A 24,724-nucleotide genomic window follows, 5' to 3' on the forward strand; every position below is an offset into this window, starting at 1 on the left:
GCGTGGGGGGTTCCGCCCCCGGTGGTGGTCTCGGGGCCGGTGCCCCGGGCCCTCGCGGGGGCTCTGCCCCCTGCGCCCCCGAAGACGTGAGGGGCTCTGCCCCCGACGGTGGTTTGGGGGCTGGCGTCCCCGGTCCCGAGGGGGCTCTGCCCTCTGGACCCCCGGAGGGGCCCGCCAGGGGCTCCACCCCCTGCGCCCCCGAAGCCACGAGGGGCTCCGCCCCCGGCGGTGGTCTCGGGGTTGTGTCGCCGGTGTCCGGTGAGGGTACCGGGGACGGGCGCGTCGGTCGGGTGGTGTTGGGGTGGCCCTCGGGGGTGCCCGACGGGGGGCGGCACGGGTTCACCGGACGGGACGGGGAGCGGCTCGACGCCGCGTTGCCCGGGATGGTCGCGCGCGTCGCCAAGGCTCTGCCCGGCGCGGCCCGGCGCGTGCTCGTGCTCGGGTTCGAGGAGTTGATGTACGCGCCGCTGCGGCTCGCGCTCGGGCTGGAGGGGGAGCTCGGTGGCGATGTCGACGTGCGGTTCTCCACCACCACGCGGTCGCCCGTGCTCGCCGTCGATGATCCGGGGTACGCGATACGCAGCCGTCTCGTCTTTCCCGCTCATGACGATCCCGCCGACGGGGCCGGTGAGCGGTACGCCTACAACGTGGCCGGGGCCGGGTTCGACGCCGTTGTCGTCGTCGTCGACTCCGTCGGGGACACCCCCGCGCTGCACGCGCCCGACGGGTTGCTCATGCGGCTCGCCGAGCACATTCCGTATGTTCTGCTCGCGGTCGTTCCCTCGTACGTGCCCCCGCTGCCCGCTCCCGCCGTCGTCGAAAGGCCTTCCATGCTGTCCGAGCCGCTGCGCGGTCCCGGCTTCTCCTCGTACGCGCCCGACGAGGTCGGCTGGCTGCTGCGGGACCTCTCCGAGGTGACGCTGGAGGCGCCCACCGAGGAGCGCGAGGAGGCCATCCAGAGCGGCGGCGCCCACTACGCCGAGTCCCTGCCGGTGGAGTACCAGCCGAGCGAGGAGTACCAGGCCCTCTTCCACGCCGCGCTGGAGACCTCCGCCGCGCGGATCGCCCGCGCCGTCGGCGTCGTCACGGAGACGGTGCTCGCCGAGCGGTCCCCCCGGCCCGTCCTCGTCTCCCTCGCCCGCGCCGGGACGCCCGTCGGAATCCTGATGCGGCGGTGGGCCCAGTACCGGCACGGTCTCGACCTGCCGCACTACGCCGTGTCCATCGTCCGCGGGCGCGGCATCGACGCCAACGCGCTGCGCTGGCTGGCCGCCCACCACGACCCCGCCGACGTCGTCTTCGTCGACGGCTGGACCGGCAAGGGCGCCATCACCCGCGAACTGGCCGACGCCGTGCGCGAGTTCGAGGCCGCGGGCGGTGCCGCCGGCTTCGACCCGGAGATCGCCGTACTGGCCGACCCCGGCTCCTGCGTACGCACCTACGGCACCCGGGACGACTTCCTCATCCCCTCCGCCTGCCTCAACTCCACCGTCTCCGGGCTGATCTCGCGCACGGTGCTGCGCGCCGACCTCGTCGGCCCGGACGACTTCCACGGCGCGAAGTTCTACCGCGACCTCGCCGGCGCCGACCTCTCCGCCGCCTTCCTCGACGCCGTCTCCGCCCGGTTCGCCGAGGTGGCCGACGACGCCGACGCCCGCGCCAAGGACCTCCTCGCCGCCGACCGCACGCCCACCTGGGAGGGCTGGGCGGCCGTGGAGCGCATCAGCGAGGAGTACGGCATCCACGACGTCAACCTCGTCAAGCCCGGCGTCGGCGAGACCACCCGGGTACTGCTGCGCCGGGTGCCGTGGAAGATCCTCGCGCGGGCCGGCGCCGGTGCCGATCTGGACCACGTACGGCTGCTGGCCGCGCAGCGCGGGGTGCCGGTGGAGGAGGTCGGCGAGCTGCCGTACTCCTGCGTCGGGTTGATCCACCCCCGCTACACCCGGGGCGCGACCGGCGCCGACGGCAGGGCGGTGGCGCGGTGACGACGCCCGCTTCCCCTGTCGTGGTCGCCAGCGACCTCGACCGCACCCTCATCTACTCCGCCGCCGCCCTCGGCCTCACCATGCCCGACGCCCGGGCGCCCCGGCTGCTGTGCGTGGAGGTCTACCAGGGCCGTCCGCTGTCGTACGTCACGGAGACGGCGGCCGGGCTGCTCGCCGAGCTGGGCGGCGCGGCGGTCTTCGTCCCGACGACGACCCGGACACGCGAGCAGTACCTGCGCGTCAGCCTGCCGGGGCCGGCGCCGCGGTACGCCGTGTGCGCCAACGGAGGGCACCTGCTGGTGGACGGCGAGCCCGACCCGGAGTGGCACGCGGCCGTACGGGCCCGGCTGGACGAGGAGTGCGTGCCGCTGGCCGAGGTGCAGGCGCACCTGGCCGCCGCGGCGGACCCGGCGTGGCTGCGCACGCACCGGACGGCCGACGATCTCTTCGCCTACCTGGTCGTCGAACGCGAACTCCTGCCCGGCGACTGGGTGAAGGAGCTCGCGGTGTGGGCGGAGGAGCGGGGCTGGACGGTGTCGTTGCAGGGCCGCAAGGTCTACGCCGTGCCGAAGCCGCTCACCAAGAGCGCGGCGGTACGGGAGGTCGCGCGGCGGACGGGGGCGGGGCGGACGCTCGCGGCGGGCGACTCGCTCCTCGACGCGGACCTGCTGCTCGCGGCGGACGTCGCGTGGCGCCCGGGCCACGGCGAACTCGCGGAGGCCGGCTGGACGGCCCGCACGGTCACCGCGCTCCCGGAGCGGGGAGTGTCCGCGGGAGAGCGGATTCTGCGGGAGTTCCTGCGCGCGGTGGGAGAAGACCCGCGCGCCTGAGAACTCGGGGGCGGGGAAAAATCCCAGGTCAACCCTGTCGCACGAACCCGCCCCCGCCGCGTACTCTCCCTACACCGCCCGTTCTTGACCATTTCTCATTCGCCGCTGACCGAAGAGTGCGCACTGGTCACTGATAATTTATGCGTGCCGCGATGAGCCGCATGTCGTGGGAGGGGGGCTCGCAGCCGCAGAACGCGGCAGCTGCATCTACCCGCGCGCGCAACACCGAGTGCGGAGGGAGACGCAGTCGTGACCCATGCCCGGCATCGAACCGATGTCCAGCAGCCCCTGGGCCGTCCCCAATCCGGAGCCGACCATGGATAGCGGGGAGGGCGACGAGCGCCCTGGCATACCCGATCCCTCCGGCGTACCCGTGCGGCCGGATCATCCCGAACGGTCGGAAGGTTCCGAACAGCCGGAAGGTCCGGAACACTTGGAACGCTCGGAAGGTGTGCAAGGTCCGGAGCGCTCCGAACACCCGGAGCGCCCGAAGCACCCGAAGCGCCTCGATCATCCGGGCCGTCCGGAACGCACCGCGCCGCGCGAGAACGCCCGGACCGGCGACCACGCCGACGGCGACCCCGGCGCCGAGAACCCGGAGTCCTCCCACGACGCCACCGACTCCCGCCGCCCCGACGAGACCATGGCCCTGCGTGTCCCGCCGCCGCCGGAGGAGACGATGGCCCTGCGCCGTCCTCCCTCCCCGGAGGAGACGATGGCGCTGCGCGTCCCGCCGCCGCCCGACGAGACGATGGCCCTGCGCGTCGTCAGCGCCGCCGAGGCCGAGGCGGCCAGACCCGGCGCCGAACCGCGGGAGCCGGCCCCGCCACGCCGCTCCCGCCGCAAGGCGAAGCCGAAGGCCGCTGCGACGGCGCCCTCCGTCGTCGCCCGCCTCTTCGCGCCCCTCGCCGCACGCCTGGGTCCCCCGCTCACCGCGGCCGGTGCCCGACTCGCCCCGTACGCCCGGCACTTCAAGCCGGTCTACCCGCGCCCCGGCCGCACCGACTGGCGCCGCTGGCTGCCGTCCTGGCGGCAGTGGCTGGGCGCCTGGCTGATAGCCGTCGGCCTGGGGACCGGCACCCTGGCCGTCGCGTACGCGGCGACGGACATACCGGAGAACCTCAACACCTATGCCACCCAGCAGGACAACGTCTACTTCTGGGCCGACGGCACCCCGATGGCCCGCACCGGCTGGGTGCAGCGGCAGGCGATGCCGCTGAAGGACATCCCCCACGACGTTCGCTGGGCGGTGCTCGCCGCGGAGAACGAGACCTTCTACTCCGACCCCGGCATCTCCTTCAAGGGCATCAGCCGTGCCGTGTGGCGCACGTTCGGCGAGGGGGACACCGAGGGCGGCTCCACCATCACCCAGCAGTACGTCAAGAACGTCTACCTGAACCAGAATCAGACGGTCAGCCGCAAGTTCACCGAGGCGATGATCTCCCTCAAGCTCGACAACCAGATGAGCAAGGACGACATCCTCGAGGGCTACCTCAACACCAGCTGGTTCGGCCGCGGCACCTACGGCATCCAGCGCGCCGCCCAGGCCTACTACGGCAAGGACGTCAGCGAACTCGACGTGAGCGAGGCCGCGTTCCTCGCCTGTCTGCTCAAGGGCGCGGGGCTGTACGACCCGACGCTGAGCCAGGCCAACCACGCGCGGGCCGTGGACCGGTGGAGCTGGACGCTCGACCGCATGGTCAAGATCGGCAAGCTGTCCGCCGCCGAACGCGCCACCTACAAGACGTTTCCCGAGCCGCTCAAGAGCAACCCGCTCTACGACACCGGCGAGCAGAGCGACTACCTCGTCGAACTGGCCGCCCAGTACGCCAAGAAGTCCGCGCACCTGACGGACAAGGAGTTCGACCTGGGCGGCTACCAGATCTACACGACCTTCGACAAGAAGCGGGAGAAGGCGCTCACCGACACCGTCACCAAGGCCCGCAAGAAGGCGCTGGACGACGACCCGAAGGCCGCCAGGACGGCTCACTACGGGGCCTCCTCGGTCGCCTCCGACGGACGGATCATCGCCGTCTACGGCGGCCCCGACCACCGTAAACAGGGCTACAACGAGTCCAACGCGACCACCGTCCCGGCCGGCAGCGCCTTCCTGCCCTTCGTCTACGCCGCCGGGCTCGAACACGGCATCACCAAGAAGCGCGACGCCCCGCGCAGCCCCGTCACCCCCGAGTCGGTCTACGACGGCGACGACGCCGTGCCCGTGACCACGCCCGAGGGGCCTTACTGGGACCGCAGCGGCAAGAAGGTCGCCGCGCACAACGACGGGAAGAAGGACTGGGGGCGGATCAGCCTGCACGACGCGCTGGCCCACTCCGTGAACACCCCGTTCATGCAGCTCGGCATGGACACCGGCCTGGACAAGGTGCGGGACACGGCCGTGGCCGCCGGGCTGCTCTCCTCCAGCATGGGCGCGCAGGTGCCCGATCTGTCCCTGGGCAGCTCCCGGCCCAGCACCATCCGGATGGCCAGCGCCTACGCCACGTTCGACGCCGGGGGCCGGCACACCGAGCCGTACTCGGTGCGCCGCGTCACGCACAACGGCTCGACGGTGCCGATGGACAAGCCGGACGTCCGCCGCGCGGTCGGCGCCGATGTGGCCACCGAGGTCACCAAGGCGCTCACCGACGCGTTCCACCTCGCACATCCCACCGCGGCCGCCGCCTCGGCCAAGGTGTCCGGCAAGGCCGGCACCTCCGCCGTCTGGGTCAAGGCGTCCGGCAAGGCCGACACCCACCAGGACGACACCGCGTCCTGGTACGTCGGAACGGACAAGGAGGTCTCGACCGCCGTGGTCGTCTACCGCATGGACCTGGCCAAGAGCCTCGAACCACTGCCGTTGAAGGGACTCGCCGGCACCGCCGACGACAGCGTCCCCTACGGCATCTGGTCGAGCGCCATGGCCCCGCTCGGCTGACGGCCGCCACGTCAACCCGCCACCCCCCTCTCCCAGATGGTGCCCCGAATGAAACAGACCTCCGGCCACCGCCGCCGCGCCCGTCCCCGCCGGGGCCCCCGCCCCGGGTTCCTGGTCATGGCGTTCCTCCTCGTCGTGGCGTCGCTGGCCGTCGCCTTCCTGACGCTCAGCCGCTCCGACGACGCCTCTCCGGCCGCCTCCACCGGCGAGGGCACCGGGGCGGCCTCCGCCAAGGCGTCCAAGGAGCCCGAGTGGGACGGGAAGACGAAGGTGCTCGGGGACGGCTCCACCTCGTACACCGGGCCGCAGCAGGACCAGTTGAAGGTTGTACCGCTGAAGAAGGGGGAGAAGCCGCCGCAGTTCGTGGTCTTCTCCTGGGACGGCGCGCTGGAGGGCAGCGACCACCTGTTCTCGCACTACCGGGAGCTGGCCAAGGAGTACGACGCCCATATGACCTTCTTCCTCACCGGCATCTACCTGCTGCCGAAGGACAAGAAGGACCTCTACGACCCGCCGATGCACGACCGGGGCTCCGCCGCGATCAGCTACCCCACCGACGAGCACATCCGCACCACCCTGGAGCAGTTGCGCGAGGCGTACGACGAGGGCAACGAGATCGGCACCCACTTCAACGGCCACTTCTGCGGCACCAAGGGCGGCGGCGACTGGAGCGTGGCGCAGTGGAAGAGCGAGATCGACCAGTTCTACGACTTCGTCGAGAAGTGGAAGACCAACACCGGTTACAAGGACATCGATCCGCTGCCCTTCGACTTCCGGAAGGAGGTCACCGGCGGCCGTGCTCCCTGCCTGGAGGGCCAGCCCAACCTGCTCAAGGCCATGAAGGACTACGGCTGGCGCTACGATGCCAGCTCCCCGGGCGACTTCCAGATATGGCCGGTGAAGAAGAACGGCATCTGGGACTTCCCGTTGCAGATGCTCCCGTACGAGAGCGGCAAGTACCAGGGCCTGTCCATGGACTTCAACTTCCTCTACAACCAGTCCGACGGGGAGACTCAGGGCGACCCCGCCAAGTTCCCGCAGTGGCAGCAGCAGACGGTCGACTCGTACCTGGCCGGCTTCAACCGCGTCTACTACGGCAGCCGGGCACCGCTGTTCATCGGCAACCACTTCGAGGACTGGAACGGCGGCATCTACATGAAGTCCATCGACCAGGTCATCAAGAGCGTGTGCACCAAGAAGGGCGTCAAGTGCGTGTCCTTCAAGGAACTCGCCGACTGGATGGACGTGCAGAAGCCGGCCACGCTGCAACGGCTGCGCAGTCTCGACCCGGGGCAGTCGCCGGACTGGTCGACCGTGGTGCAGTGACGGCCGCCCGCGGGTAGCGGATGGTGACGGGCGATCAGGTGATCACGTGATCATTCTGCCGCTTCGGACATCTCCGGAACAGATCGGTTCTGTGAAGTTTCCCGACGTCTCTTGTGCATCCCCCTTCACAGGCGATACGAGGGTCATGGCATCATTCCAGCCCCCGGCGTCCCTGTGCCGGGCAGAGGGGAAACTCAGTGAAGTCAAGGAAATTGAGCCGCAAGCGGCGACGCGCGACCATATTCACGGCGGCGGCCGCCTCGGTCGTCGCGGGCGTGGCCATGCTGCCCAACTGGAGCGCGGGCGCATCGACGGTCGAAGACCCCACCGTGGACACCCAGACCAAGGCGACGTTCCAGCGCCTGGCCGACGCGGTCTTCACCGACCGCACGGACGCGCTGGTCGCCGGCGACAAGCAGCAGTACAAGGGCCGCAAGTCCCTGTCCAAGCGCTTCCACGGCGACGTCCGGCTGTCCAAGTCCCAGACGCGCGACGAGAAGACCGCCGTCTCCCAGCTGCGCGACCGCAAGAAGCGCCTTGCCGCGCTCGGCGAGCAGTACAGCGGCGGCAAGACCAGCGTCACGCTGAACAAGACCCACGTCGACGGCCGGCACGCCACCGCCGAGGTCACCGAGACCACGACGCTGACGTACGGCGAGGCGAAGGGCAAGGAGCCGAAGACCACCGGCTTCCAGGCCCACCACAAGCTGTCGTTCACCGCCGACCGGGACGGAAACTGGCAGCTCACCGGCGTCCGTGACACCGATGACGGCGTCGCCGTCAACCAGCCCACGACGCCGACCGTCGCCGCGCCGGACACCGCCGACGACGACAACCCGCCGGAGGCCACCCGCGCTGCCATCACGCGCAACCCGGCGGCCAACCCGAAGAACCTGACGTCGGGCACGTACGACTACAAGGCCATGGCGGACTACGCCAAGAAGTACTGGAGCAACTACAACTCGGACTACCCCGACTTCAACGGGGCGGGCGCGGGCGGTGACTGCACCAACTTCGTCAGCCAGTCCCTGAAGGCCGGCGGCTGGAAGCACGTACCCGGCTACACGTACGACTTCCACAAGTGGTTCGGTAACGCCGACATCCAGTCGGACTCGTTCGTCGGCGTCAACGAGTTCTCCTGGTTCGCCCTGTCCTCGAAGCGGGTCACGAGCCTCGCCAACGTCTACCAGCTGGACGTCGGCGACGTGTTGCAGATGGACTTCAACAAGGACGGGTCCAAGGACCACACCATGATCGTCACGTCCCGTGTCAACGGCGTGCCGTATCTGACGTACCACTCGACCAACACGTACAACCGGTCGGTGGCGAGCATCATCGCGTCGTACCCGACGGCGGCGTACTACGCGTACCGCACGTGAGGTGAGCGGGTCTCCCCGCGCCCCTTTTCCTCAGGGGCGCGGGGCTGTACCGAGGTGCGGCTCCGCCGCGCGGGCGCGAGCGGCCACCCACGCACCCGCACCCGCTCCACCACCCCGCCCACCCGAGTTCCTGGGCGTCAGCTCCCCCCGGCCCGCTCGCCCCTGATGTCCGCGACGACCCCCGCCGCGGCATGCCGGACCGCATCCGTCTCCACCAGGAAGTGCCAGTAGTCCGGATGCCGCCCCTCCAACCCGGCGACCGCCCGCTCCAACCGCTCCACCGCGGCGTCCAACGGCCGTGCGTGCCGCGGCTCCGGCGTCGAACGCCCCGCCATCGCGAGCCGCTGCGCGTCCCGCACCGCGAACCGTGTCCGCTCGATCTCCGCCTGCGGATCCTTCTGCACGGCGTTGAGCCGCCGCAGCCGGTCCCCGGCCGCGGACACCGCCTCGTCCGTCGAGTTCAGCAGCGCCCGCACCGTCGCCAGCCGCGCCGTCGCGTCCGCCCAGCGCTGCTCCTGGCGGGCCGTCCGCGCCTCCGCCAGCTTCCGCTCGGCCTGCCGCACGTTCTCGGCGGCCAGCTCCGGCACCGGCTGGAGGTCCTGCCAGCACGCCGCCACGAACCGCCGCCGCAACTCGCTGAGGATCGGCTCCACCTGGCCCGCGCGCGTGGTCAGCGCCTGTGCGCGGGTGCGCAGCGACACCAGCCGGTGGTCGATCTCGGCGGCCCGCTCCGGCAGCCGTTCGGCCTCCGCCCGCACCGCCCCGGCCTCCCGGGAGACCCGCTCGGCCCGCTCCAGGGTCGCCGTGACGCCGTGCCGCCCGGCGCCCTCGTTCAGTTTCGTCAGCTCGGGGCCGAGGGCGGCCAGCCGGGCGGCGAGGTCGTCGGCGTTCAGCCCCGTGCCCCGTACGGCGTCCAGGGCCTGTCCGGCGGCGCGCAGGGCCTGCCGGGCGCGCTCGACGGCGGGGGCGAGCCGGGCGAGCTGCGTCTCGGCCTTGCCGAGCAGCGGGCCCAGACCCTGGGCGAAACGATCCAGCTCCTGCTTGACCTTCGTCAGCTCGTCCTTGGCGGCGGCGAGGTCGCGGCGGGCGCGGGCGGCGGCGGAGGCGTCCAGGTCGTCGCGGTCCAGGTCGCAGGCGTCGACGGCGGCGATGTAGCGGCCGCTGACCTCGTCTATCCGGCGCCCGAACGCCTCGAAGTCGGTGAGGGCGCGGCGGGCGGCGGGGGAGTCGTCGACGGCGGCGATGGTCTCGATGGAGATGCGCAGATCGCGCTGGGCCGTGTCCAGCTCGTAGAACGCGGCCGCGGCGGCGTCCTTGGCGGCCTGCGCCTCGGCCCGTGCGCCCTCCGAGCGCCCGCCGAACCACCGCCGGGTCCCGCCCCCGGCGAACGCGGCGGCCAGCAGGGGAGCGGCGAGCAACGGCAGCGCGAGCAGGGCGAACGCGTCACGGACGGCGGGGACCGGCGGGACAGACGCGTACGAGGACGCTCGCCGGTGGTGCTTCGACTGTGTGTACGGCTCTGGAGGTGTCGCCGTCACATCCCTCTCCCGTACTGTCGTCCGCTGCCCGGTGTTCATTCTCCCACCGGTTGAGGACGAACACACGGGTCATCCGGTTCGCCGGGAAGATCGCCTATTCCGGGGCGGGGCTCACCGTCACCGACCCGTCCTCGGTGCGGGCGCCGATCACGTGGGCGCTGGACTCGTCCCGGGGCACGGACACATGGACGGAGCCGTCCGTGGCCCTGGCCGTGACGCGGTAGGTGGCGTGCGGCAGCGTGAGGTGCAGGGAGCCGTCGTGGCTCTCGGCCGCGACCCGGTCGGGGACGGCGTTCAGGGCGAGGTGCACGGAGCCGTCCTGGGTCCCGACGCGCACGCTGCGGGAGCCGACGCCGGTGGCGCGGACCGACCCGTCGTCGGAGTGCAGGGAGAGCGGCCCGGTGACGTCGCTGACGCGCACCGACCCGTCGGCGGTGCGGATGTCGAGCCCCGAGCGGAAGCCGCGCGCGGTGACGCCGCCGTCGTCCTCCGTCACCTTGACCGAGATGCCGCGCGGCACCTCGATGCGGTGCTTGGCGGAGCAGTCCGCGACCAGGCCCGAGCAGTGCGTGCGCAGCACCAGCCGGTCGCCGTCCACCTTCCAGGACACCTCAGGGTCGCCGCCCAGTACGACCTTGCCCTTGAACCACCGGGTGACGCGGACCCGGTCGCCGTCACCGGGGACGAGGACCAGCGTGGAGTCGTCCGAGTCGACGGTCAGGGTCCGCCCGTGCAGTGCGAAGGAGCGGTGGTCGGGCGAGGCGTCGTCCCCCGCGTCGGCCCCGCACCCGGCCGCGGCGACCACGACCCCGCCCAGCACGACCGTCCACACGAGCCCCCGCCGCCGATTCGCCGTCACGCCCACCACAACCCCCCGGAATCCCGGCGCCCGCACCGCGCGGCCGCTCATCTCCGCTGTGCGACGACCGTACGAACCCCCGGCCCCCCGCGCGATCCGGCCCACCGCCCTCCCGGGGTGGGGTTAACCCCCCGCCCCGGGTGTTTGCCGCCCCGGCCCCCCGGCAGGGTAGGCTGTCCACTCACCCCGGGCGCGTAGCTCAGTGGTAGAGCGCTGCCCTTACAAGGCAGATGTCGGCGGTTCGAAACCGTCCGCGCCCACCAGTTCCCGGCGGGAAAAGGCCCAGGCAGACCGGTGTGCAACCGGGTGCCTGGGCTTCTGTGTTGTCAGGGCAGGGTGCGGTGGAACCAGCTGCCCGGTTTGCCGCCGATGGCGGCGGGGGCGGCCGGGCCGGTGAGGGTGAAGCCGGCCTTGGTGAGGACCTTGCGGGACGCGGGGTTCGCGTGGGCGGCGGCCGCCCGCAGGGTGCGCAGCCCGTACCGCGACGCCGCCAGCCGGCACAGTTCCCGGACGGTCGCCGTCGCCACGCCGTGCCCGGCGGCGTGCTCGGCGACCCGGTAGCCGAGCTCCGCGGAGCCGTCCTCGAGGTCGACCAGATTGAACCGTCCCAGCACCGAGCCGTCCGCATCGACGAGCACGTGGAAGGCGCAGACCCCGGCCTCCTGCTCCGCCAGCAGCGCGGCGAACCGCTCGTCGAACCGCTCGAAGTACTCGTCACCCCGGTCGGTGATCCAGGCGGCGAAGTAGGCGCGGTTAGCCAGTTCGAACGCCAGGACCGCGGGGGCGTGGTGAGGGCGCAGCCGTTCCAGCTCGGGCACGGCTCGACCTTACCGGGACGGGGGCGGGGGCACCGTGGGTTTTCTCCGGGGGCCGACGCGGAGCGCGATGGGGCGAGTTGGGGCTTTTGGGGGTGAGTGCGGGGGAGGGGGAGCGCGCCCGTGCGCCCCGTTTTCGCGCCGTGTGCCCCCCGTGACCCTGCTGTCACTCCCGCCGCGTACGCTGTATGGCTGTCACAGGCCGCCCTGCCGCTCCCCCGCGACGTAGCGGCTGGTCGTGTCCACGGGGGAGTAGACGGGGAGTCTCGGTGCTGGAGAGTGTGGGGCCGCTGGTCGGCAGCCCGTGGATCTATGCCGCCGTGGCCTTGTCCGTGCTGCTCGACGTGTTCGTGCCGCTGCTGCCGAGCGGGGTCCTGGTGATCACCGCCGCCACGGCCGCCGCCGCGGGGACCGCCGGCGACGCCACGGCGGCCGCGGGGGACGCCGTCGCCGATCACGTGCCCGACATCCTCGTGCTCGCCCTGTGCGCGGCCACGGCCTCGGTCGTGGGCGATCTGTTCGCGTACCGCGTCGGCCGGCGCGGCGGGGAACGGCTGGACCGGGCCATCGCCCGCTCCCGGCGGCTGACCAGCGCGCAGGAACGTCTGGGCGCGGCCCTCTCGCGGGGCGGCGGCGCGCTGGTGGTGCTGGCCCGGTTCGCGCCGGCCGGGCGCTCGGTGGTCTCGCTGGCCGCGGGTGCCGCGCAGCGCCGGGTGCGGGAGTTCCTGCCCTGGTCGGCGCTGGCGGGCGTGGCCTGGGCCGCCTACAGCGTCGCCCTCGGCTACTACGGCGGGCAGTGGCTCGGTACGACCTGGCTCGCCACCGGGGTCTCCCTCGCCGCGCTGTTCGTCGCGGGCGCGGGCGCCGCCTTCCTCGTCCGCCGCCGTCCGGCGGCCGGTGAGGAGAGCGCGGCGTAGCTCAGCCGGCCTGGGCGCGGCCGGTTCCCCGTACCTCCAGGCCGGACAGCAGGTCCGCCGTCGCGGACGCCACCGCGTCCACCGCGCGGTCGAACACCTCGCGGTTGTGCGCGGCGGGGGCGCGGAAGCCCGACACCTTGCGGACGTACTGGAGCGCGGCCGCCCGGATCTCCTCCTCGGTGGCCTGCTCGGGGAGCGCGGGCGGACGGAGCGTCTTGATGCTTCGGCACATGTGTTCAGTGTGGCATCGGGTGGGAAGGGGCGGGGGCCGGTTGACGGCCCCCGCCCCTCCGGGCCCGTTACGCGTGCGTCTTCCGCAGCAGGTCCAGGATCTCCGCCGTCGTGCCCGTCTCGCCGAGGCGGGGGAAGATCCGGTCCACGCTGCCCTGGTGGGCCTCCGCACTGCGGTCGGCCATGGCGTCGGTGGCCAGGGTGACGTGGTAGCCGTGCTCGTGCGCGGCACGGGCGGTGGACTCCACGCCGATGCTGGTCGCGATGCCGGTCAGCACGATCTGCGTGACGCCCCGGCGGCGCAGCTGGACGTCCAGTCCGGTGCCGTGGAAGGCGCCCCAGTTGCGCTTGGTGATGTGGATGTCGCCGGCGTGGCCGGAGAGCTCGTCGACGAGGACGTCCCAGCCCTCGGGGGGCGTGCCGCCGGAGCCGCCGACCTCCGTGCGGCCGGGCACGGCGTCGGCGCCGTCGGCCGCGAAGGAGACGCGGACCAGGACGACCGGCAGGTTCCGGGCGCGGAAGGCGTCGGCGAGCTCGGCCGAGCGGGAGACGACGTCGGCGGCGGCGTAGGGCTGGGTGTCCATGCCGACGATGCCGGCCTGGAGGTCGATGACGACGAGGGCGGTGGTGGGGTCGAGGGCGGTGAGCGCCATGGGGAACGGGGCCTTCCTGGTTGTTTCGTGCGGTGACGGCCCCGCGGGGCCGCCGTTTCGCCGGATCACTTCCGGCTCGTGCCGGATCACTTCCGGCTCTTGGGGGTGACCGTCCGCAGGGAACGGTCCAGCAGGGACACCGCGACGAGCGCGACCGCCCCCGCGAGCATGAACAGCGCGAGGCCGTGCAGCCCCGCCGTGTCGGCGCCGTGGGCGAAGAACGCCGCGTCGGCGGCGGAGGCGCCCAGCGCGCCGAGGTACATGAAGGTGCGCAGCAGCCCGGCGGCGGAGGCGATCCGCGCGGCGTCGGACTGCCGGTAGAGCGCGTTCTGGTTGGCCAGACCAATCAGACCCTGCGGCACGCCCATCACGGCGCCCGCGATCAGCAGCAGCCACACCGGGCTCCCGGTGCCGAGCAGCAGCAGGACGGCACAGCCGACGACCTGCACCGCCCCGCCGACGACCAACTTGGTCCGCACCGCCTCGCGCCGTCCGGTGAGGCTGGAGACGGCGAGCGCGGTCCCCGACAGGGGGAGCAGCACGAGCCCGGCGGAGGAGGCGCTCAGCCCGCGGCCCTGCTCCAGCCACTGCGTGAAGCCGTACAGGAAGGCGTACGAGGTGAGGTAGCCGAGGAACTGGCGCAGATACGTGGCGAGCAGCGGCACGTTGCCGCCGAGCACCCGCAGGTCTATGAACGGCTCGGCCACCCGCAGCTCCCGCACCGCGAAGCCGGCGGCGGCGACGGCGGCGAGCACCGGCAGGTACCACAGGGCCGCTCCCGGGCTCATCAGGAACAGCATGAAGGAGAGCAGCAGCGCGGCGAAGAGCAGCATGCCGGGCAGGTCGACGGGGCGCCGGGAGCGTTCGCCGGGCGCGGTGGCCGGCAGATACAGCGCGCCGAGCACCAGACAGGCCGCGGACAGTGGCACGTTGACGGTGAAGACGGCCCGCCAGCCGCCGAGCCCGATGAGCAGCCCGCCGAGCGCCGGGCCGACCACGGAGACGGTCTGGTTGGCGACGGCGAGCGCGGTCAGTATCCCGGCCGGGCTGTCCTTCCCGGTGCGCTCGGCCTCCCGCCGGGTGAGCTGCATGGACGCCGGGTACGCGGCGGAGGTGCCGAAGCCGAGCAGCACGCGGGCGGCGATCAGCACGCCGAGGGACGGCGAGAGCGCGCCGAGCAGTCCGGCGGCGCCGACGGTGCCGGTGCCGAGGAGGTAGAGGCGGCGGGGGCCGTACATGTCGACCAGCCGCCCGATCACCGGCTGGCCCAGCGCGGTGGCCAGGTAGAGGCCGGTGACCAGCCAGGTGGTGCGCGAGGGAGGGGCGCCGAAGGCAGCGCCGATCGGCACGAGGGCGACCGCGATCATGGAGGAGTTGATCGGGTTGCAGATCGAGCCGAGGAGCATCGGGGCGATCAGACGGCGGTCGAAGGCGGCGGGGCCGGTGCGCCGGCGTGTTCCGCCGGTGGCGCGAGCGCTTCCGTTGTCGGTGCCGTGGTCCCCTTCGGTGCCGCGGTCCCCTTCGATGCCGCGGTCCCCTTCGGCGCCGGCGTCGCCGTGGGGGGCCTTGCCGGTGCCGCCGCCCGGGCGGAGGGTGCGCAGTGCGCGGGCCAGGGTGGGGCTCACGACTGGGTGAGCCGTTCCAGGAGGGTGAGGGCGTCGAGGATCGTCTGCCGCTCCTCCTCGCTGTACTGCTCCTCCAGCGTGCGCGCCAGCCACCTGCGGCGGGCCTGCCGGTTGCCCTCGATGCGCTCCCGGCCCGCCTCCGTGAGCGTGACCAGCTGGCGGCGGCCGTCGTCGGGGTCGGGGTTGCGGTGGATCAGCCCCAGCCGGTCGAGTGCGGCGAGCGTGGTCGCCATCGACTGGGGGCGCACGCCCTCGGCCGACGCCAGGGCGCTGGCCGTGGCCGCGCCGTGCTTGCCGACGAGGGTGAGCGCGGAGACCTGCGGCGGGGTCAGGTCCTCCTCGTCCCCGGCGACCGAACGGACGCGCCGGCGCAGCCGGTTGAGGACGACGGTGAGATCGCGGGCGGCGCGGGCCGCCGAGTCGGAGACGCCGTCGGGTTTCTGCTCCATGGGGTCACGGTAGAGCTCGACAGTCGTAACTGTCCAGTTCAGACTGACGGGTTTTGGTTGCGGGGGCCCTGGAACGCTCGCCTCGCCAATTCGAACAGGCGTACCATTAGGGGGTGGCTGAGACTCCTGACTTCCCGAGTGACCTGCTGGCCGGTCAGGAGGAGCTGCATCAGATCCGGGCCGAGCTTCTGGCCCTGCTGAAGCGGCTCCCCTGGTCGGTCGAGCCGCTGGACGGTTTCCGTGACGACGACGGCTGGCGCCGGGTAGAGCGGGCGGCTTCGCCCGGGTGGACGGAGGACGAGCAGGCGGAGGTCGAGAAACTGCGGTGCCGTGAGCGGGAGTTGGCGGTGTTCGTTTCCACGCACCGGTACTGGGGGGAAGTGGCGGCGTCGGAGCGCGTCGATGCGCGGATGAGGTTGAAGAGGGTGGGTGGGGGCGGGGCCCCCGGGGGTGAGTAGGTGGGGCCCGGGGGGTGTTCCGCGGTGTTTCGCCTGTGGCGCGGTGGGGGGATTCGCGCAGTTCCCCGCGCCCCTCGGGGGTGGTGCGGGGAGTTGTTCGCCCGCAGGCCGGTGGGGGCTGGTCGCGCAGTTCCCCGCGCCCCTTCCCAAGGGCTGGTGTCGGTCGGTGGTGCTCGTGCGGCGGAGGTGCAGGTTCGATACAGTCGCGCGCCCCTGACGCGCGCCCCTTGCGGGGCGCCGTCAGGGGCGCGCCGGGTGTGGCCGTCAGGCGGCCACCGGCTCCGTCGTGCGGTCCTCCTCCGGTTCCGTGCGGGCGGCGCGGGCCGGGCGGATGAGTCGGTCCAGGGCGAAGGCGCCCGGGCCGGTGAAGACCAGGAGGAGGAACGTCCAGCAGAACAGGGCGGCCTGTTCGCCGCCGTTCTGGATGGGCCAGAGGGCGTTCGGCTGGTGAACGTGGAAGTACGCGAACGCCATCGAGCCCGACGCGAGGAACGCGGCCGGGCGGGTGGCGAGGCCGAGCAGGGCGAGGGCGCCGCAGACGAGCTGGATGACCGCGGCGTACCAGCCGGGCCATGTGCCGGCCTCGATCGTGCCGCCGTCGGTGCCCGCGGCACCGCCGAGCACACCGAACAGCGAGGCGGCGCCGTGGCAGGTGAAGAGCAGGCCGAGCACGATGCGGAAGAGCCCGACGGCATACGGCTGGGCGCTGTTGAGACGTCCTGACATGGGGGAGAACTCCTTCGGCCGATCCGAAAGTTTCGGTTCCTCAAGACACCGGTTTCGTCTCCCGGAAGCGGCCGGGCCACGTCAGATTAGGTGTGGTCGCCTTCCGCTTGCCAGATCGTCATTCAGCCATTGTTCACCTGTTGTCGGTCCGTTTTCGGGCTGATTCTCGACCGTTTCACGTGGCGGGACCGCTCAGCCGGGTCTCCATGACCGTCGTCAGCCGGCCGCCGCGCCCTCCGGAACCGCCCTGCCCGTCGCGCCCGGTGGTCTCCGAGGGGCGGGCCTGTTCGAGTCGCAGCCGGGCCGAACGGCCCCGCAGCGTCAGGGTCATCAGCTGGTTGCCGAACCAGGGCCCGCCCGTGCGGCGCCAGTCGACGGCCGGCCGGGCACAGCGGCCGTGCCGGGAGAGCAGCCGGCCGATCGCCCGCCCGGGCAGGGTCCAGCCGAACCGGAACGCCACCTTGATGGAGAGCGGCACGGAGTTGTGGACGGGGGAGCAGGTCAGCTGCACCACATGTGCGTCGGGACCGGCACCGGCCGCCCGCCAGCCCGGCTCGGCGACATAGGCGTGGTGGACGTCGCCGGACAGCACACAGATCGTCGCGGGCGCGTCGGGACCCGAGCCGGCCTTCGCGATGAGGTCCGCCAGCGCGTCGAACGACGAGGGGAACGCCGCCCAGTGCTCCAGATCGAGCGCCCGGCGCAACCACTCCCCGAACCGGCCCCAGCGCGCGCCCCGGACGCCGGTGGCCAGCGCGGCGTCCCACGACTCGACGTCGTGGATCATGTGCGGTAGCAGCCACGGCAGCGACGTGCCGATCAGCAGATGGTCGTACGATCCGGGCGTGTCCAGCGCCTGCGCGCGCAGCCACTCCCACTCGGCGGCGTCCAGCATGTCGCGCTCGCCCTCGGCCAGTACCCGCGCCGCCCTGCTGTCCGCCATCAGCAGCCGGGTCCGGCCGAAGTCGCGGCGGTAGCTCCAGCGGGCGTAGCCGAGGTCGGCGTCGGAACGGGCGCAGTGGGTGCGCAGCGCCTCCGTGCCGTCCTCGACGGCCCGTACCGCCGCGTACACCTCGTCCTTCGCGAGCTCGGCGGGCGAGAGATTGCCCAGGTGCTGATGGACCCAGTACGACATCAGCCCGCCGAGCACCCGGTCCTGCCACCACCCGGTGGCGCGCATCTCCTCGAGCCAGGAGGCGCTGGTGTTCCAGTCGTCGATGACGTCGTGGTCGTCGAAGATCATGCAGCTCGGCACGGTGGACAGCAGCCAGCGCACCTCGGGGTCGAGCCAGGACTCGTAGTAGAGGTGGGTGTACTCCTCGTAGTTGGCGACCTGCGCGCCGGGCGGTTCGTCCAGGTCACGGCGGCCGGCGAGCCAGTCGCGGGTCGCCTCGGAGGTCTCGTCGGCGTACACCTGGTCGCCGAGGAGCAGCAGCACGTCCGGGCGCTCGCCGTCCGGGTCGGCGGCGACGCGGGTGGCGAGCGCGTCCAGGGCGTCCGGGCCGACGGGGTCCTTCTGGCCGAGCGCGGGCGCGGCCCAGCGGCAGGAGCCGAAGGCCATGTCGAGCGTCTCGTCCCCGGCCGGGGGGCGGATCACGGACGGCGGGAACGGCGAGTCGGGCAGCGGCCACACGCGCGCCCCGTCGAGCAGCACCTCGTACGCCGTCGCCGTGCCCGGGGTGAGCCCGGTGACCGGCACCAGCGCGTAGTGGTGCCCGCAGATCTCGAACGTACGACTGCTTCCGCCGCCGCCGCCGTCCGCGCAGCGCACCTCGGCGGTGCACGGACGGCCCGCCTCGACCCAGACGGTCGCGGACGAGCCGTCGACGTACCTCAGCAGCGGCCCCAGCCGCAGTTCCACCATGTGATCGACCTCCTCCGTCGCCCCGTACGGTACGGAACGACGGAGGGGTCCGGGCGGGTTCCGGGCGTGGCGCCGCTGTGAAGAGTGTGCGTCAGTTGGCGAACGGGACGGCGTCGGCGGCCTTGGCGTGCCAGTTGGTGGCGATGGGCTGGTCGACGAGGACGCTGTCCTGGAGCGTGAGGCTGGTGCTGTGGGCCTCGTCACCGGCGACCGAGAGGCTGAGCTCGCCGAACTCGATGCCGTTGTTGTTGTTGGTCGTCTTGGGGTTGATGCCGGCGTAGGCGGCCTTGGCGCCGGAGAGGGTGACGCCCTCGCTGACGGCCTGCTCGGCGGGGGAGACCGCGGTGTCGGGGCTGGAGCCGAAGGACGCGGAGGGGAACACACCGTCCAGGTGGCACGTGACGCCGGGCCGCGCCTTGGTGGTGACGAGGATGTAACCGCCCGCCTGAGACTCGAAGTTGGTGGTGAAGACAAGGTCCTTGGTGACGCAGGCACGGGTGGTGTGCTTGGCGGTGGTGCTCGCGGTGCCGGCGTTGGCCGTGGCGGCCGCGGTGGTGGCGAGGCCGAGGGCGGCGACCGCGGTGAGGGCGATGCGGGCGGTGCGGGTGGCGAAGAGCGAACGCATGATGATCTCCGTATGTGTCGTGATGACGTGTGTGACGACCTGCGATGAGGTGTGCCGTCCGGCGGGCTGCCGGCCGACGACTGAAGCTTGGGCTGTGATCCGTCCCACCCGCCACGGAGGAAGGTCATCGCGGGACGCTGGAACGCTGGAACGGGCACTGACCTGCGGGAACCTCGGTGGCGTGGAACGGCGGGCCGGGACGCGAGGGGGCGGCCGGCGGGTGCGGGACGCGCACGGGGTCGCGTACGATGGGCCGCGTTGGAGGGGAGTAGCCCTTCGCCGGACCGTCGACATACTGCTCAGCCAGCCTGAGCCGGCGCCCGGAGGCAGATCCCGCGGACCCCTGGGTTCCGGATCGGCCGGCGAGACCTTCGGCAAGCAGTGCACCACCCGTGCCGCCCGGCGCGGGTGCGCGAGTGCGCTGCCGTGCCGGGGTGTCGTGAGCAGTGCACGCGGACTCTCGGTGGGCGGCGCCCCGACCGATTGAGGAACTGTGATCAGCCCGACCGTGACGGCGCTCGTCTTCGGCGTCGTCTTCCTCGCCGAACTGCCGGACAAGACGGCCCTGGCCGGCCTCGTCCTCGGCACCCGTTACCGCGCCTCGTACGTCTTCGCCGGCGTCGCCGCGGCCTTCACCCTGCACGTCGTGCTCGCGGTCGCGGCGGGCAGCGTGCTCACGCTGCTGCCGCACCAGCTGGTGCAGGCGCTCACCGGCGTCCTCTTCCTCGGCGGCGCGGCCGTGCTGCTGCTGAAGAAGGACGACGGCGAGGAGGAGATCCGCCGGCCCGAGGACCAGAGCTTCTGGAAGGTGGCCGGGGCGGGCTTCATGCTCATCCTGGTCGCCGAGTTCGGCGACCTGACCCAGATCATGACCGCCAACCTCGCCGCCCGCTACGACGACCCGCTCTCCGTCGGCCTCGGCGCGGTCCTCGCGCTGTGGGCGGTGGCCGGGCTCGGCATCGTGGGCGGCAGGGCGCTGATGCGGAAGGTGCCGTTGACGCTGATCACCCGGATCGCGGCGGTACTGATGGTGGGGCTCGGGGTGTGGAGCCTGTACGAGGCGATCGCCGGGTAGGGCGTGGGCGCGGGCGCGGGTTCGTGAGTGGAGTGGGGGTTCGCGGGGTACGGGGGTCCTGCGTGCCGCGCAGTCGGTCGTCGTGACCCCGTGTGGTGCGTCGTCGCCGTGCGTGTTGTGCCTGGTCACGGGTGGTGGCGTGGCGGTGGGGTGTTTTGTATCGTGGAGGAACAAAGTGGCTCCCGCCCGTACCCCCTGACCTGCGGGCGGGGCCGCCTTGTTTCCCCTGGGGCATCCCCCTTTTCCGCATTTGGAGCATGCCGATGACGGCCACCACCGTTCTCACCGCACGGGCCCTCCTGCTGGACATGGACGGCACCCTCGTCAACTCCGACGCCGCCGTCGAGCGCGTCTGGCGGCGCTGGGCCGACCGGCACGGGCTGGACGGCGACGAGGTGCTGAAGGTCGTGCACGGCCGCCAGGGCTACGCCTCCATGGCCCTGCTGCTGCCCGGCCGGCCGATGGAGCAGAACCTCGCCGAGAACGCGCGGATGCTGGCGGAGGAGACCGCCGACACCGAGGGCGTGGTCGAGGTGCCCGGCGCGGCGGACTTCCTCGCCTCCCTGGCCGGGGTCCCGCACGCGCTGGTGACCTCGGCGGACGTGGCGCTGTCCACCGCCCGGATGGAGGCGGCCGGGCTCGCGCTGCCCGCGGTGCGGATCACGGCGGAGTCCGTGGGCGCGAGCAAGCCGGACCCCGAGGGGTTCCTGAAGGGGGCGGCGGAACTGGGCGTCGCGCCCGAGGACTGCGTGGTCTTCGAGGACTCCGGTGCGGGGGTCGCGGCCGGGCGCGCGGCGGGGATGCGGGTCGTGGGGGTCGGGGCGCGGGCGGGGCTGCACCGGCCGGACGCGGTGGTGCGGGATCTGCGGCGGGTGCGGGTCGAGGTGCTGGCGGATGGGGCGGGCGTGCGGTTGCACGTGGGGTGAGGCGGGGCGTCGGTTCGTCCTACGGTTCGTCCGTCTCCGCTTCCAGGCGGGTCCGGGTGGCCTTGCCGTAGACGCCGCTGGGGTCGTCCGTGATGCCCCGGGTCCGCTGGTAGTTCGCGACGGCCGTCTCCAGGTCGTCGTCGTACTCGCCGTCCGCGCTGCCCAGGTAGAACAGTCGCTGGCGGAGGCGGAGCTGGAGCTCCTCGACCTCCGGGCCGTCGTCGCCGTTCCGCAGGACCGGGGGGTCCTCGTGGGCGTCGTCGCCGCCGGGGGCGGGGTCGGCGGAGCGGGTGGCGTCCGCGGTCGCCCGGGTGTCCTTCGCGGTGCGGGTGGCGGTGGGCGAGGGGGACGACGTGGCCGTGCGGCCGGCGGAGGCGGTCGCCGAGGCGGAGGCGGTGTCGCTGGGGGACGGGCTGCCCGTCCCTGTCGACGCGGACGACGTGCCCGTCGGGCCCGTCGCGGTGGGGGTGGCCGAGCCGGCCGGGACGCTGGGGCGGACCTCGTCGGGCAGGGCGTCGTTGCGTTCGGGTTTGCCGTAGCTGAAGAGGCCGGTGGCGAGGGCGGTGGCGGTCAGGACGGCGATGACGGCGCCGCCGGCGGCGAGGACGACGGTGCGGCGGGGGGTGCGGGAGGGTTTTTCGCCCCCGCCGCCCCTTCCCGTCCCGACCTCCAGGGGCTCCGCCCCTTCGACCCCGGAGGGGGTGACGAGGGGGAGCTCGTGGAAGGTGCCGAATTCCTGCGCGGGGCGGTCCTGGGGCTCCGCCCCGACTCCCGAGGGGGCTTTGCCCCCTGGGCCCCCGGGGGTGAGGAGGGTTGCGTCTCCTGGGCCCGCGGGGGTGGTGGGGGTTGCGGGGGTTGCGTCCTCCGTGCTCGTGGGTTGCTGTGCGGGGTGGTTCTGAGGCTCCGCCCGGGCAGCCCCCGAGGAATCCCCGGGGGGTGCCGGGGTTGTGTCCTTCGCCGCTTCGCTTCCGTGGCCTGCCACGTACGGGCGTATCCGCAGTGGGTCGAAGTCCTCCGCCGCTGCCGCCTCCGCCGTGCGGGTCTCGCGGAGGGCTTCGGCCGTGCGTTGGGTGCAGGTGCACGTCGGCGAGCCGTCGGGGTCGCGTGGTGCCGCGCACTTGGGGCACGCCTGTTCGTTCGTTCCGCTCACGCCTGGGTTCCCTCCCTGCGAACTCCAGGAATTATGCAGACCTCCCGCACAACTTCTCCGGCGATCCCCCCGGAATCCCGCCGTCCAGCAGGACTGAACGTGCCATAACTGGTCACACCGAACAGGAGGGAAGACGGCGGGAGGTCTCATGGCCGAGGACGTGCTCCGGAACGGCGGCGGTACGGGAGGAGTGGACGCGGGGGGTGAGGGTGCCGCCGCCCAGCCCGGCGGCAGCGTCCTCGTCTCCATCGGTGCCCTCCTCCTCGGCATGCTCCTCGCCGCCCTCGACCAGACGATCGTCTCCACCGCCCTGCCCACGATCGTCAGCGACCTCGGCGGCCTGGAGCACCTCTCCTGGGTCGTCACCGCCTATCTCCTCGCCTCCACCGCCGCCACCCCGTTGTGGGGCAAGCTGGGCGACCAGTACGGGCGCAAGAAGCTGTTCCAGACGGCCATCGCGATCTTCCTCGTCGGCTCGGCGCTCTGCGGCGCCGCGCAGGACATGGGCCAGCTCATCGCCTTCCGCGCGCTCCAGGGCCTCGGCGGAGGCGGGCTCATGGTGCTGTCCATGGCGATCGTCGGCGACCTCGTACCGCCCCGCGAACGCGGCCGCTACCAGGGCCTGTTCGGTGCCGTCTTCGGCGCCACCAGCGTGCTCGGACCGCTGCTCGGCGGGCTGTTCACCCAGCATCTGAGCTGGCGCTGGGTGTTCTACGTCAACCTGCCCGTCGGCGTCGTCGCCCTCGTCGTGATCGCCGCCGTCCTGCACATCCCGCGCCGTGCGGCCAAGCACGTCATCGACTACCTCGGCACGTTCCTGATCGCCGCCGTCGCCACCTGCCTGGTCCTCGTTGCCTCCCTCGGCGGCACCACCTGGGGCTGGGGCTCGCCGCAGATCATCGGGCTCATCGTGCTCGGGGTCGTGCTCGCCGGCGCGTTCGTGGCCGTCGAACGCCGGGCCGCCGAACCCGTCCTCCCGCTCAAGCTGTTCCGCGTCCGCACCTTCACGCTCTCCGCCGTCATCAGCTTCGTCATCGGCTTCGCCATGTTCGGCGCGATGACCTATCTGCCGACGTTCCTCCAGGTCGTGCGCGGGGTCTCGCCGACCATGTCCGGCGTGCACATGCTGCCCATGGTGTTCGGACTGCTGCTGTCCTCCACCGTCTCCGGGCAGATCGTCAGCCGTACCGGCCGCTGGAAGGTGTTCCCGGTCGCCGGCACCGCCGTCACCACCGTCGGACTGCTCCTGCTGCACCAGCTCGACGAGCACACCTCCACCGCCGGGACCAGCGCGTACTTCTTCGTCTTCGGGCTCGGCCTCGGCCTGGTCATGCAGGTCCTCGTACTGATCGTGCAGAACGCGGTGGCGTACGAGGACCTGGGCGTCGCCACGTCCGGGGCGACGTTCTTCCGCTCCATCGGCGCCTCCTTCGGCGTCGCCGTCTTCGGCACGATCTTCGCGAGCCGGCTCGGCGACAAGCTCGCCGGCGTCCTCGCCGGGCGCCCCCTGCCGGCGGGCGTGAACGCGGACAGTCTCAAGGCCGACCCGCGCGGCATCGCCGGGCTGCCGCCGACGCTGCGGCCGGCCGTGCTGCACGCCTACGCGTCCTCCATCACCGACGTCTTCCTCTACGCCGCGCCCGTCGCCGCGGTCGCGTTCGTCCTCGCCTGGTTCCTGCGCGAGGACCGGCTGCGCGGGTCGGTGACCGCGCCGGACGGCACGGAGACGTTCGCCAGCAACCCGGTGCAGCGCTCGTCCTACGACGAGGTCTGCCGCGCGCTGTCGCTGCTCGGCTCCCGCAACGGACGGCGGGAGATCTACGAGCGGATCACCGCGCGCGCCGGGTACGACCTGCTGCCGGCGGCGAGCTGGCTGCTGCTGCGGACGCGGAAGCACGGCTGGACGGAGCCCGCCGTGCTGACCGAGCGCAGCGCCGTGCCGCTGCACGTGATCATCGACGCGGCGCGGCAGGTGGAGGAGCGGGGGCTGGCCGCGCGGCGCGGTCCCGACCTGGTGCTCACACAGCGGGGCGCGGAGGTCGCGGAGCGGCTGGCCGCGGCGCGGCGGGAGTCGCTGGCGGAGCTGCTGGGGGACTGGTGGGGGCCGGAGCGGCCGACGGATCTGAACCGGCTGGTGGAGGAGCTGACGGGGGAGCTGTGCGGGTCGGACGCGGAGCGGCCGCACGCGGCGAAGCGGGGCGCCACCGCCGTGCGGTGACATGGCCTGCGCCCGGCGCGGGGGTCTTGATGCGGCCCCGCGCCCCTTGAAGGCCAACCCCGGGCCGTCGGGCGGGCGTTCACCTCGCGCCCCCGGTCGTGTCTCTGCGTGAGCGGGTGCCGTTTGGGGGACGGGTT

Annotated in this window: 21 protein-coding genes and 1 tRNA gene; 11 read left to right on the forward strand and 11 right to left on the reverse strand. The window is 72.7% G+C overall.

The features are described from left to right. The 5 genes from IO29_RS16380 to IO29_RS16400 form a co-directional block, all read left to right on the forward strand. Positions 1-1,988, forward strand: a 1,988-nt coding sequence (locus IO29_RS16380; RefSeq protein ID WP_234316389.1) for a cysteine protease StiP domain-containing protein, incomplete at its 5' end; no start/stop codon positions are given. A 20-nt stretch (positions 1,989-2,008) separates the two neighbouring features. After that, complete coding sequence (locus IO29_RS16385) at positions 2,009-2,818, forward strand: HAD family hydrolase (RefSeq protein ID WP_030379588.1); 810 nt, start codon at positions 2,009-2,011, stop codon at positions 2,816-2,818. 715 nt (positions 2,819-3,533) lie between these two features. Beyond that, entirely contained in the window at positions 3,534-5,753 is a 2,220-nt protein-coding gene (locus tag IO29_RS16390) for a transglycosylase domain-containing protein (RefSeq protein ID WP_030379589.1), read from the forward strand. Positions 5,754-5,801: 48 nt separating this feature from the next. Then, complete coding sequence (locus IO29_RS16395) at positions 5,802-7,079, forward strand: polysaccharide deacetylase family protein (protein ID WP_030379590.1); 1,278 nt, start codon at positions 5,802-5,804, stop codon at positions 7,077-7,079. A 197-nt stretch (positions 7,080-7,276) separates the two neighbouring features. Further along, a complete protein-coding gene (locus IO29_RS16400; RefSeq protein ID WP_030379591.1) occupies positions 7,277-8,458 on the forward strand; it encodes an amidase domain-containing protein in 1,182 nt (393 codons plus the stop codon). A 137-nt stretch (positions 8,459-8,595) separates the two neighbouring features. On the opposite strand, the gene IO29_RS16405 is transcribed toward IO29_RS16400, so the two are convergent. Further along, the gene (locus tag IO29_RS16405; protein ID WP_030379592.1) at positions 8,596-9,996 is read right to left on the reverse strand and encodes a coiled-coil domain-containing protein; all 1,401 of its coding nucleotides are present in this window, start codon (positions 9,994-9,996) and stop codon (positions 8,596-8,598) included. A 94-nt stretch (positions 9,997-10,090) separates the two neighbouring features. Beyond that, a complete protein-coding gene (locus tag IO29_RS16410) occupies positions 10,091-10,861 on the reverse strand; it encodes a DUF4097 family beta strand repeat-containing protein (protein WP_030379593.1) in 771 nt (256 codons plus the stop codon). 182 nt (positions 10,862-11,043) lie between these two features. On the opposite strand from IO29_RS16410, the gene IO29_RS16415 reads away from it, so the two are divergent. After that, a tRNA-Val gene (locus tag IO29_RS16415) sits at positions 11,044-11,118 on the forward strand. A gap of 63 nt (positions 11,119-11,181) precedes the next feature. On the opposite strand, the gene IO29_RS16420 is transcribed toward IO29_RS16415, so the two are convergent. After that, on the reverse strand, positions 11,182-11,673 hold the full coding sequence (locus IO29_RS16420) for a GNAT family N-acetyltransferase (protein WP_030379594.1): 492 nt from the start codon (positions 11,671-11,673) through the stop codon (positions 11,182-11,184). A 266-nt stretch (positions 11,674-11,939) separates the two neighbouring features. Here IO29_RS16420 and IO29_RS16425 point away from each other — a divergent pair, with 266 nt between their 5' ends. Then, positions 11,940-12,587 carry a DedA family protein gene (locus IO29_RS16425; RefSeq protein ID WP_030379595.1) on the forward strand — a complete coding sequence of 216 codons (648 nt, stop codon included), beginning with the start codon at positions 11,940-11,942 and terminating at the stop codon, positions 12,585-12,587. Position 12,588: 1 nt separating this feature from the next. Here the strand turns inward: IO29_RS16425 and IO29_RS16430 are convergent, their stop codons facing one another. The 4 genes from IO29_RS16430 to IO29_RS16445 form a co-directional block, all read right to left on the reverse strand. Next, a complete protein-coding gene (locus IO29_RS16430; protein ID WP_030379596.1) occupies positions 12,589-12,819 on the reverse strand; it encodes a DUF2277 domain-containing protein in 231 nt (76 codons plus the stop codon). Positions 12,820-12,886: 67 nt separating this feature from the next. After that, positions 12,887-13,471, reverse strand: a complete 585-nt coding sequence (locus IO29_RS16435; protein ID WP_030379597.1) for a hydrolase — start codon at positions 13,469-13,471, stop codon at positions 12,887-12,889. 86 nt (positions 13,472-13,557) lie between these two features. Continuing rightward, the gene (locus tag IO29_RS16440) at positions 13,558-15,096 is read right to left on the reverse strand and encodes an MFS transporter (protein WP_030379598.1); all 1,539 of its coding nucleotides are present in this window, start codon (positions 15,094-15,096) and stop codon (positions 13,558-13,560) included. Further along, positions 15,093-15,545: a MarR family winged helix-turn-helix transcriptional regulator gene (locus IO29_RS16445; RefSeq protein ID WP_030379599.1), complete on the reverse strand. Its 453-nt coding sequence runs from the start codon at positions 15,543-15,545 to the stop codon at positions 15,093-15,095. Before IO29_RS16445 ends, IO29_RS16440 begins: the two co-directional genes overlap by 4 nt. A 113-nt stretch (positions 15,546-15,658) precedes the next feature. On the opposite strand from IO29_RS16445, the gene IO29_RS16450 reads away from it, so the two are divergent. Continuing rightward, entirely contained in the window at positions 15,659-16,003 is a 345-nt protein-coding gene (locus IO29_RS16450) for a hypothetical protein (protein ID WP_030379600.1), read from the forward strand. Between the two features lie 264 nt (positions 16,004-16,267). Here the strand turns inward: IO29_RS16450 and IO29_RS16455 are convergent, their stop codons facing one another. From IO29_RS16455 to IO29_RS16465, 3 genes are all read right to left on the reverse strand, one after another. After that, a complete protein-coding gene (locus IO29_RS16455; RefSeq protein WP_030379601.1) occupies positions 16,268-16,729 on the reverse strand; it encodes a DoxX family protein in 462 nt (153 codons plus the stop codon). Between the two features lie 175 nt (positions 16,730-16,904). Further along, positions 16,905-18,593 (reverse strand): alkaline phosphatase D family protein, encoded by a 1,689-nt coding sequence (locus IO29_RS16460; protein ID WP_030379602.1) that lies wholly within the window; start codon positions 18,591-18,593, stop codon positions 16,905-16,907. A 91-nt stretch (positions 18,594-18,684) separates the two neighbouring features. Continuing rightward, on the reverse strand, positions 18,685-19,218 hold the full coding sequence (locus tag IO29_RS16465) for a DUF4232 domain-containing protein (RefSeq protein ID WP_030379603.1): 534 nt from the start codon (positions 19,216-19,218) through the stop codon (positions 18,685-18,687). Positions 19,219-19,711: 493 nt separating this feature from the next. On the opposite strand from IO29_RS16465, the gene IO29_RS16470 reads away from it, so the two are divergent. Both IO29_RS16470 and IO29_RS16475 read left to right on the forward strand, forming a co-directional pair. Then, positions 19,712-20,293 carry a TMEM165/GDT1 family protein gene (locus IO29_RS16470; protein WP_030379604.1) on the forward strand — a complete coding sequence of 194 codons (582 nt, stop codon included), beginning with the start codon at positions 19,712-19,714 and terminating at the stop codon, positions 20,291-20,293. 257 nt (positions 20,294-20,550) lie between these two features. Next, the gene (locus tag IO29_RS16475; RefSeq protein WP_030379605.1) at positions 20,551-21,219 is read left to right on the forward strand and encodes an HAD-IA family hydrolase; all 669 of its coding nucleotides are present in this window, start codon (positions 20,551-20,553) and stop codon (positions 21,217-21,219) included. A gap of 19 nt (positions 21,220-21,238) precedes the next feature. Here IO29_RS16475 and IO29_RS16480 read toward each other — a convergent pair whose 3' ends face one another. Further along, positions 21,239-22,369 carry a peptidoglycan-binding domain-containing protein gene (locus tag IO29_RS16480; RefSeq protein WP_030379606.1) on the reverse strand — a complete coding sequence of 377 codons (1,131 nt, stop codon included), beginning with the start codon at positions 22,367-22,369 and terminating at the stop codon, positions 21,239-21,241. Between the two features lie 148 nt (positions 22,370-22,517). Between IO29_RS16480 and IO29_RS16485 the strand changes: the two genes are divergently transcribed. Continuing rightward, positions 22,518-24,587 (forward strand): MDR family MFS transporter, encoded by a 2,070-nt coding sequence (locus IO29_RS16485; RefSeq protein WP_078618259.1) that lies wholly within the window; start codon positions 22,518-22,520, stop codon positions 24,585-24,587. Positions 24,588-24,724 lie beyond the last annotated feature (137 nt).

Origin of the sequence: Streptomyces sp. NRRL F-6676 (assembly GCF_000725625.1) — a bacterium.
Taxonomy (GTDB): domain Bacteria; phylum Actinomycetota; class Actinomycetes; order Streptomycetales; family Streptomycetaceae; genus Streptomyces.

Coding starts and splice junctions, on each gene's coding strand:
- IO29_RS16465 (WP_030379603.1), bottom strand. CDS start 19,218: ATGCGTTCGCTCTTCGCCACCCGCACCGCCCGCATCGCCCTCACCGCG.
- IO29_RS16395 (WP_030379590.1), top strand. CDS start 5,802: ATGAAACAGACCTCCGGCCACCGCCGCCGCGCCCGTCCCCGCCGGGGC.
- IO29_RS16390 (WP_030379589.1), top strand. CDS start 3,534: ATGGCGCTGCGCGTCCCGCCGCCGCCCGACGAGACGATGGCCCTGCGC.
- IO29_RS16460 (WP_030379602.1), bottom strand. CDS start 18,593: ATGGTGGAACTGCGGCTGGGGCCGCTGCTGAGGTACGTCGACGGCTCG.
- IO29_RS16455 (WP_030379601.1), bottom strand. CDS start 16,729: ATGTCAGGACGTCTCAACAGCGCCCAGCCGTATGCCGTCGGGCTCTTC.
- IO29_RS16430 (WP_030379596.1), bottom strand. CDS start 12,819: ATGTGCCGAAGCATCAAGACGCTCCGTCCGCCCGCGCTCCCCGAGCAG.
- IO29_RS16475 (WP_030379605.1), top strand. CDS start 20,551: ATGCCGATGACGGCCACCACCGTTCTCACCGCACGGGCCCTCCTGCTG.
- IO29_RS16445 (WP_030379599.1), bottom strand. CDS start 15,545: ATGGAGCAGAAACCCGACGGCGTCTCCGACTCGGCGGCCCGCGCCGCC.
- IO29_RS16485 (WP_078618259.1), top strand. CDS start 22,518: ATGGCCGAGGACGTGCTCCGGAACGGCGGCGGTACGGGAGGAGTGGAC.
- IO29_RS16435 (WP_030379597.1), bottom strand. CDS start 13,471: ATGGCGCTCACCGCCCTCGACCCCACCACCGCCCTCGTCGTCATCGAC.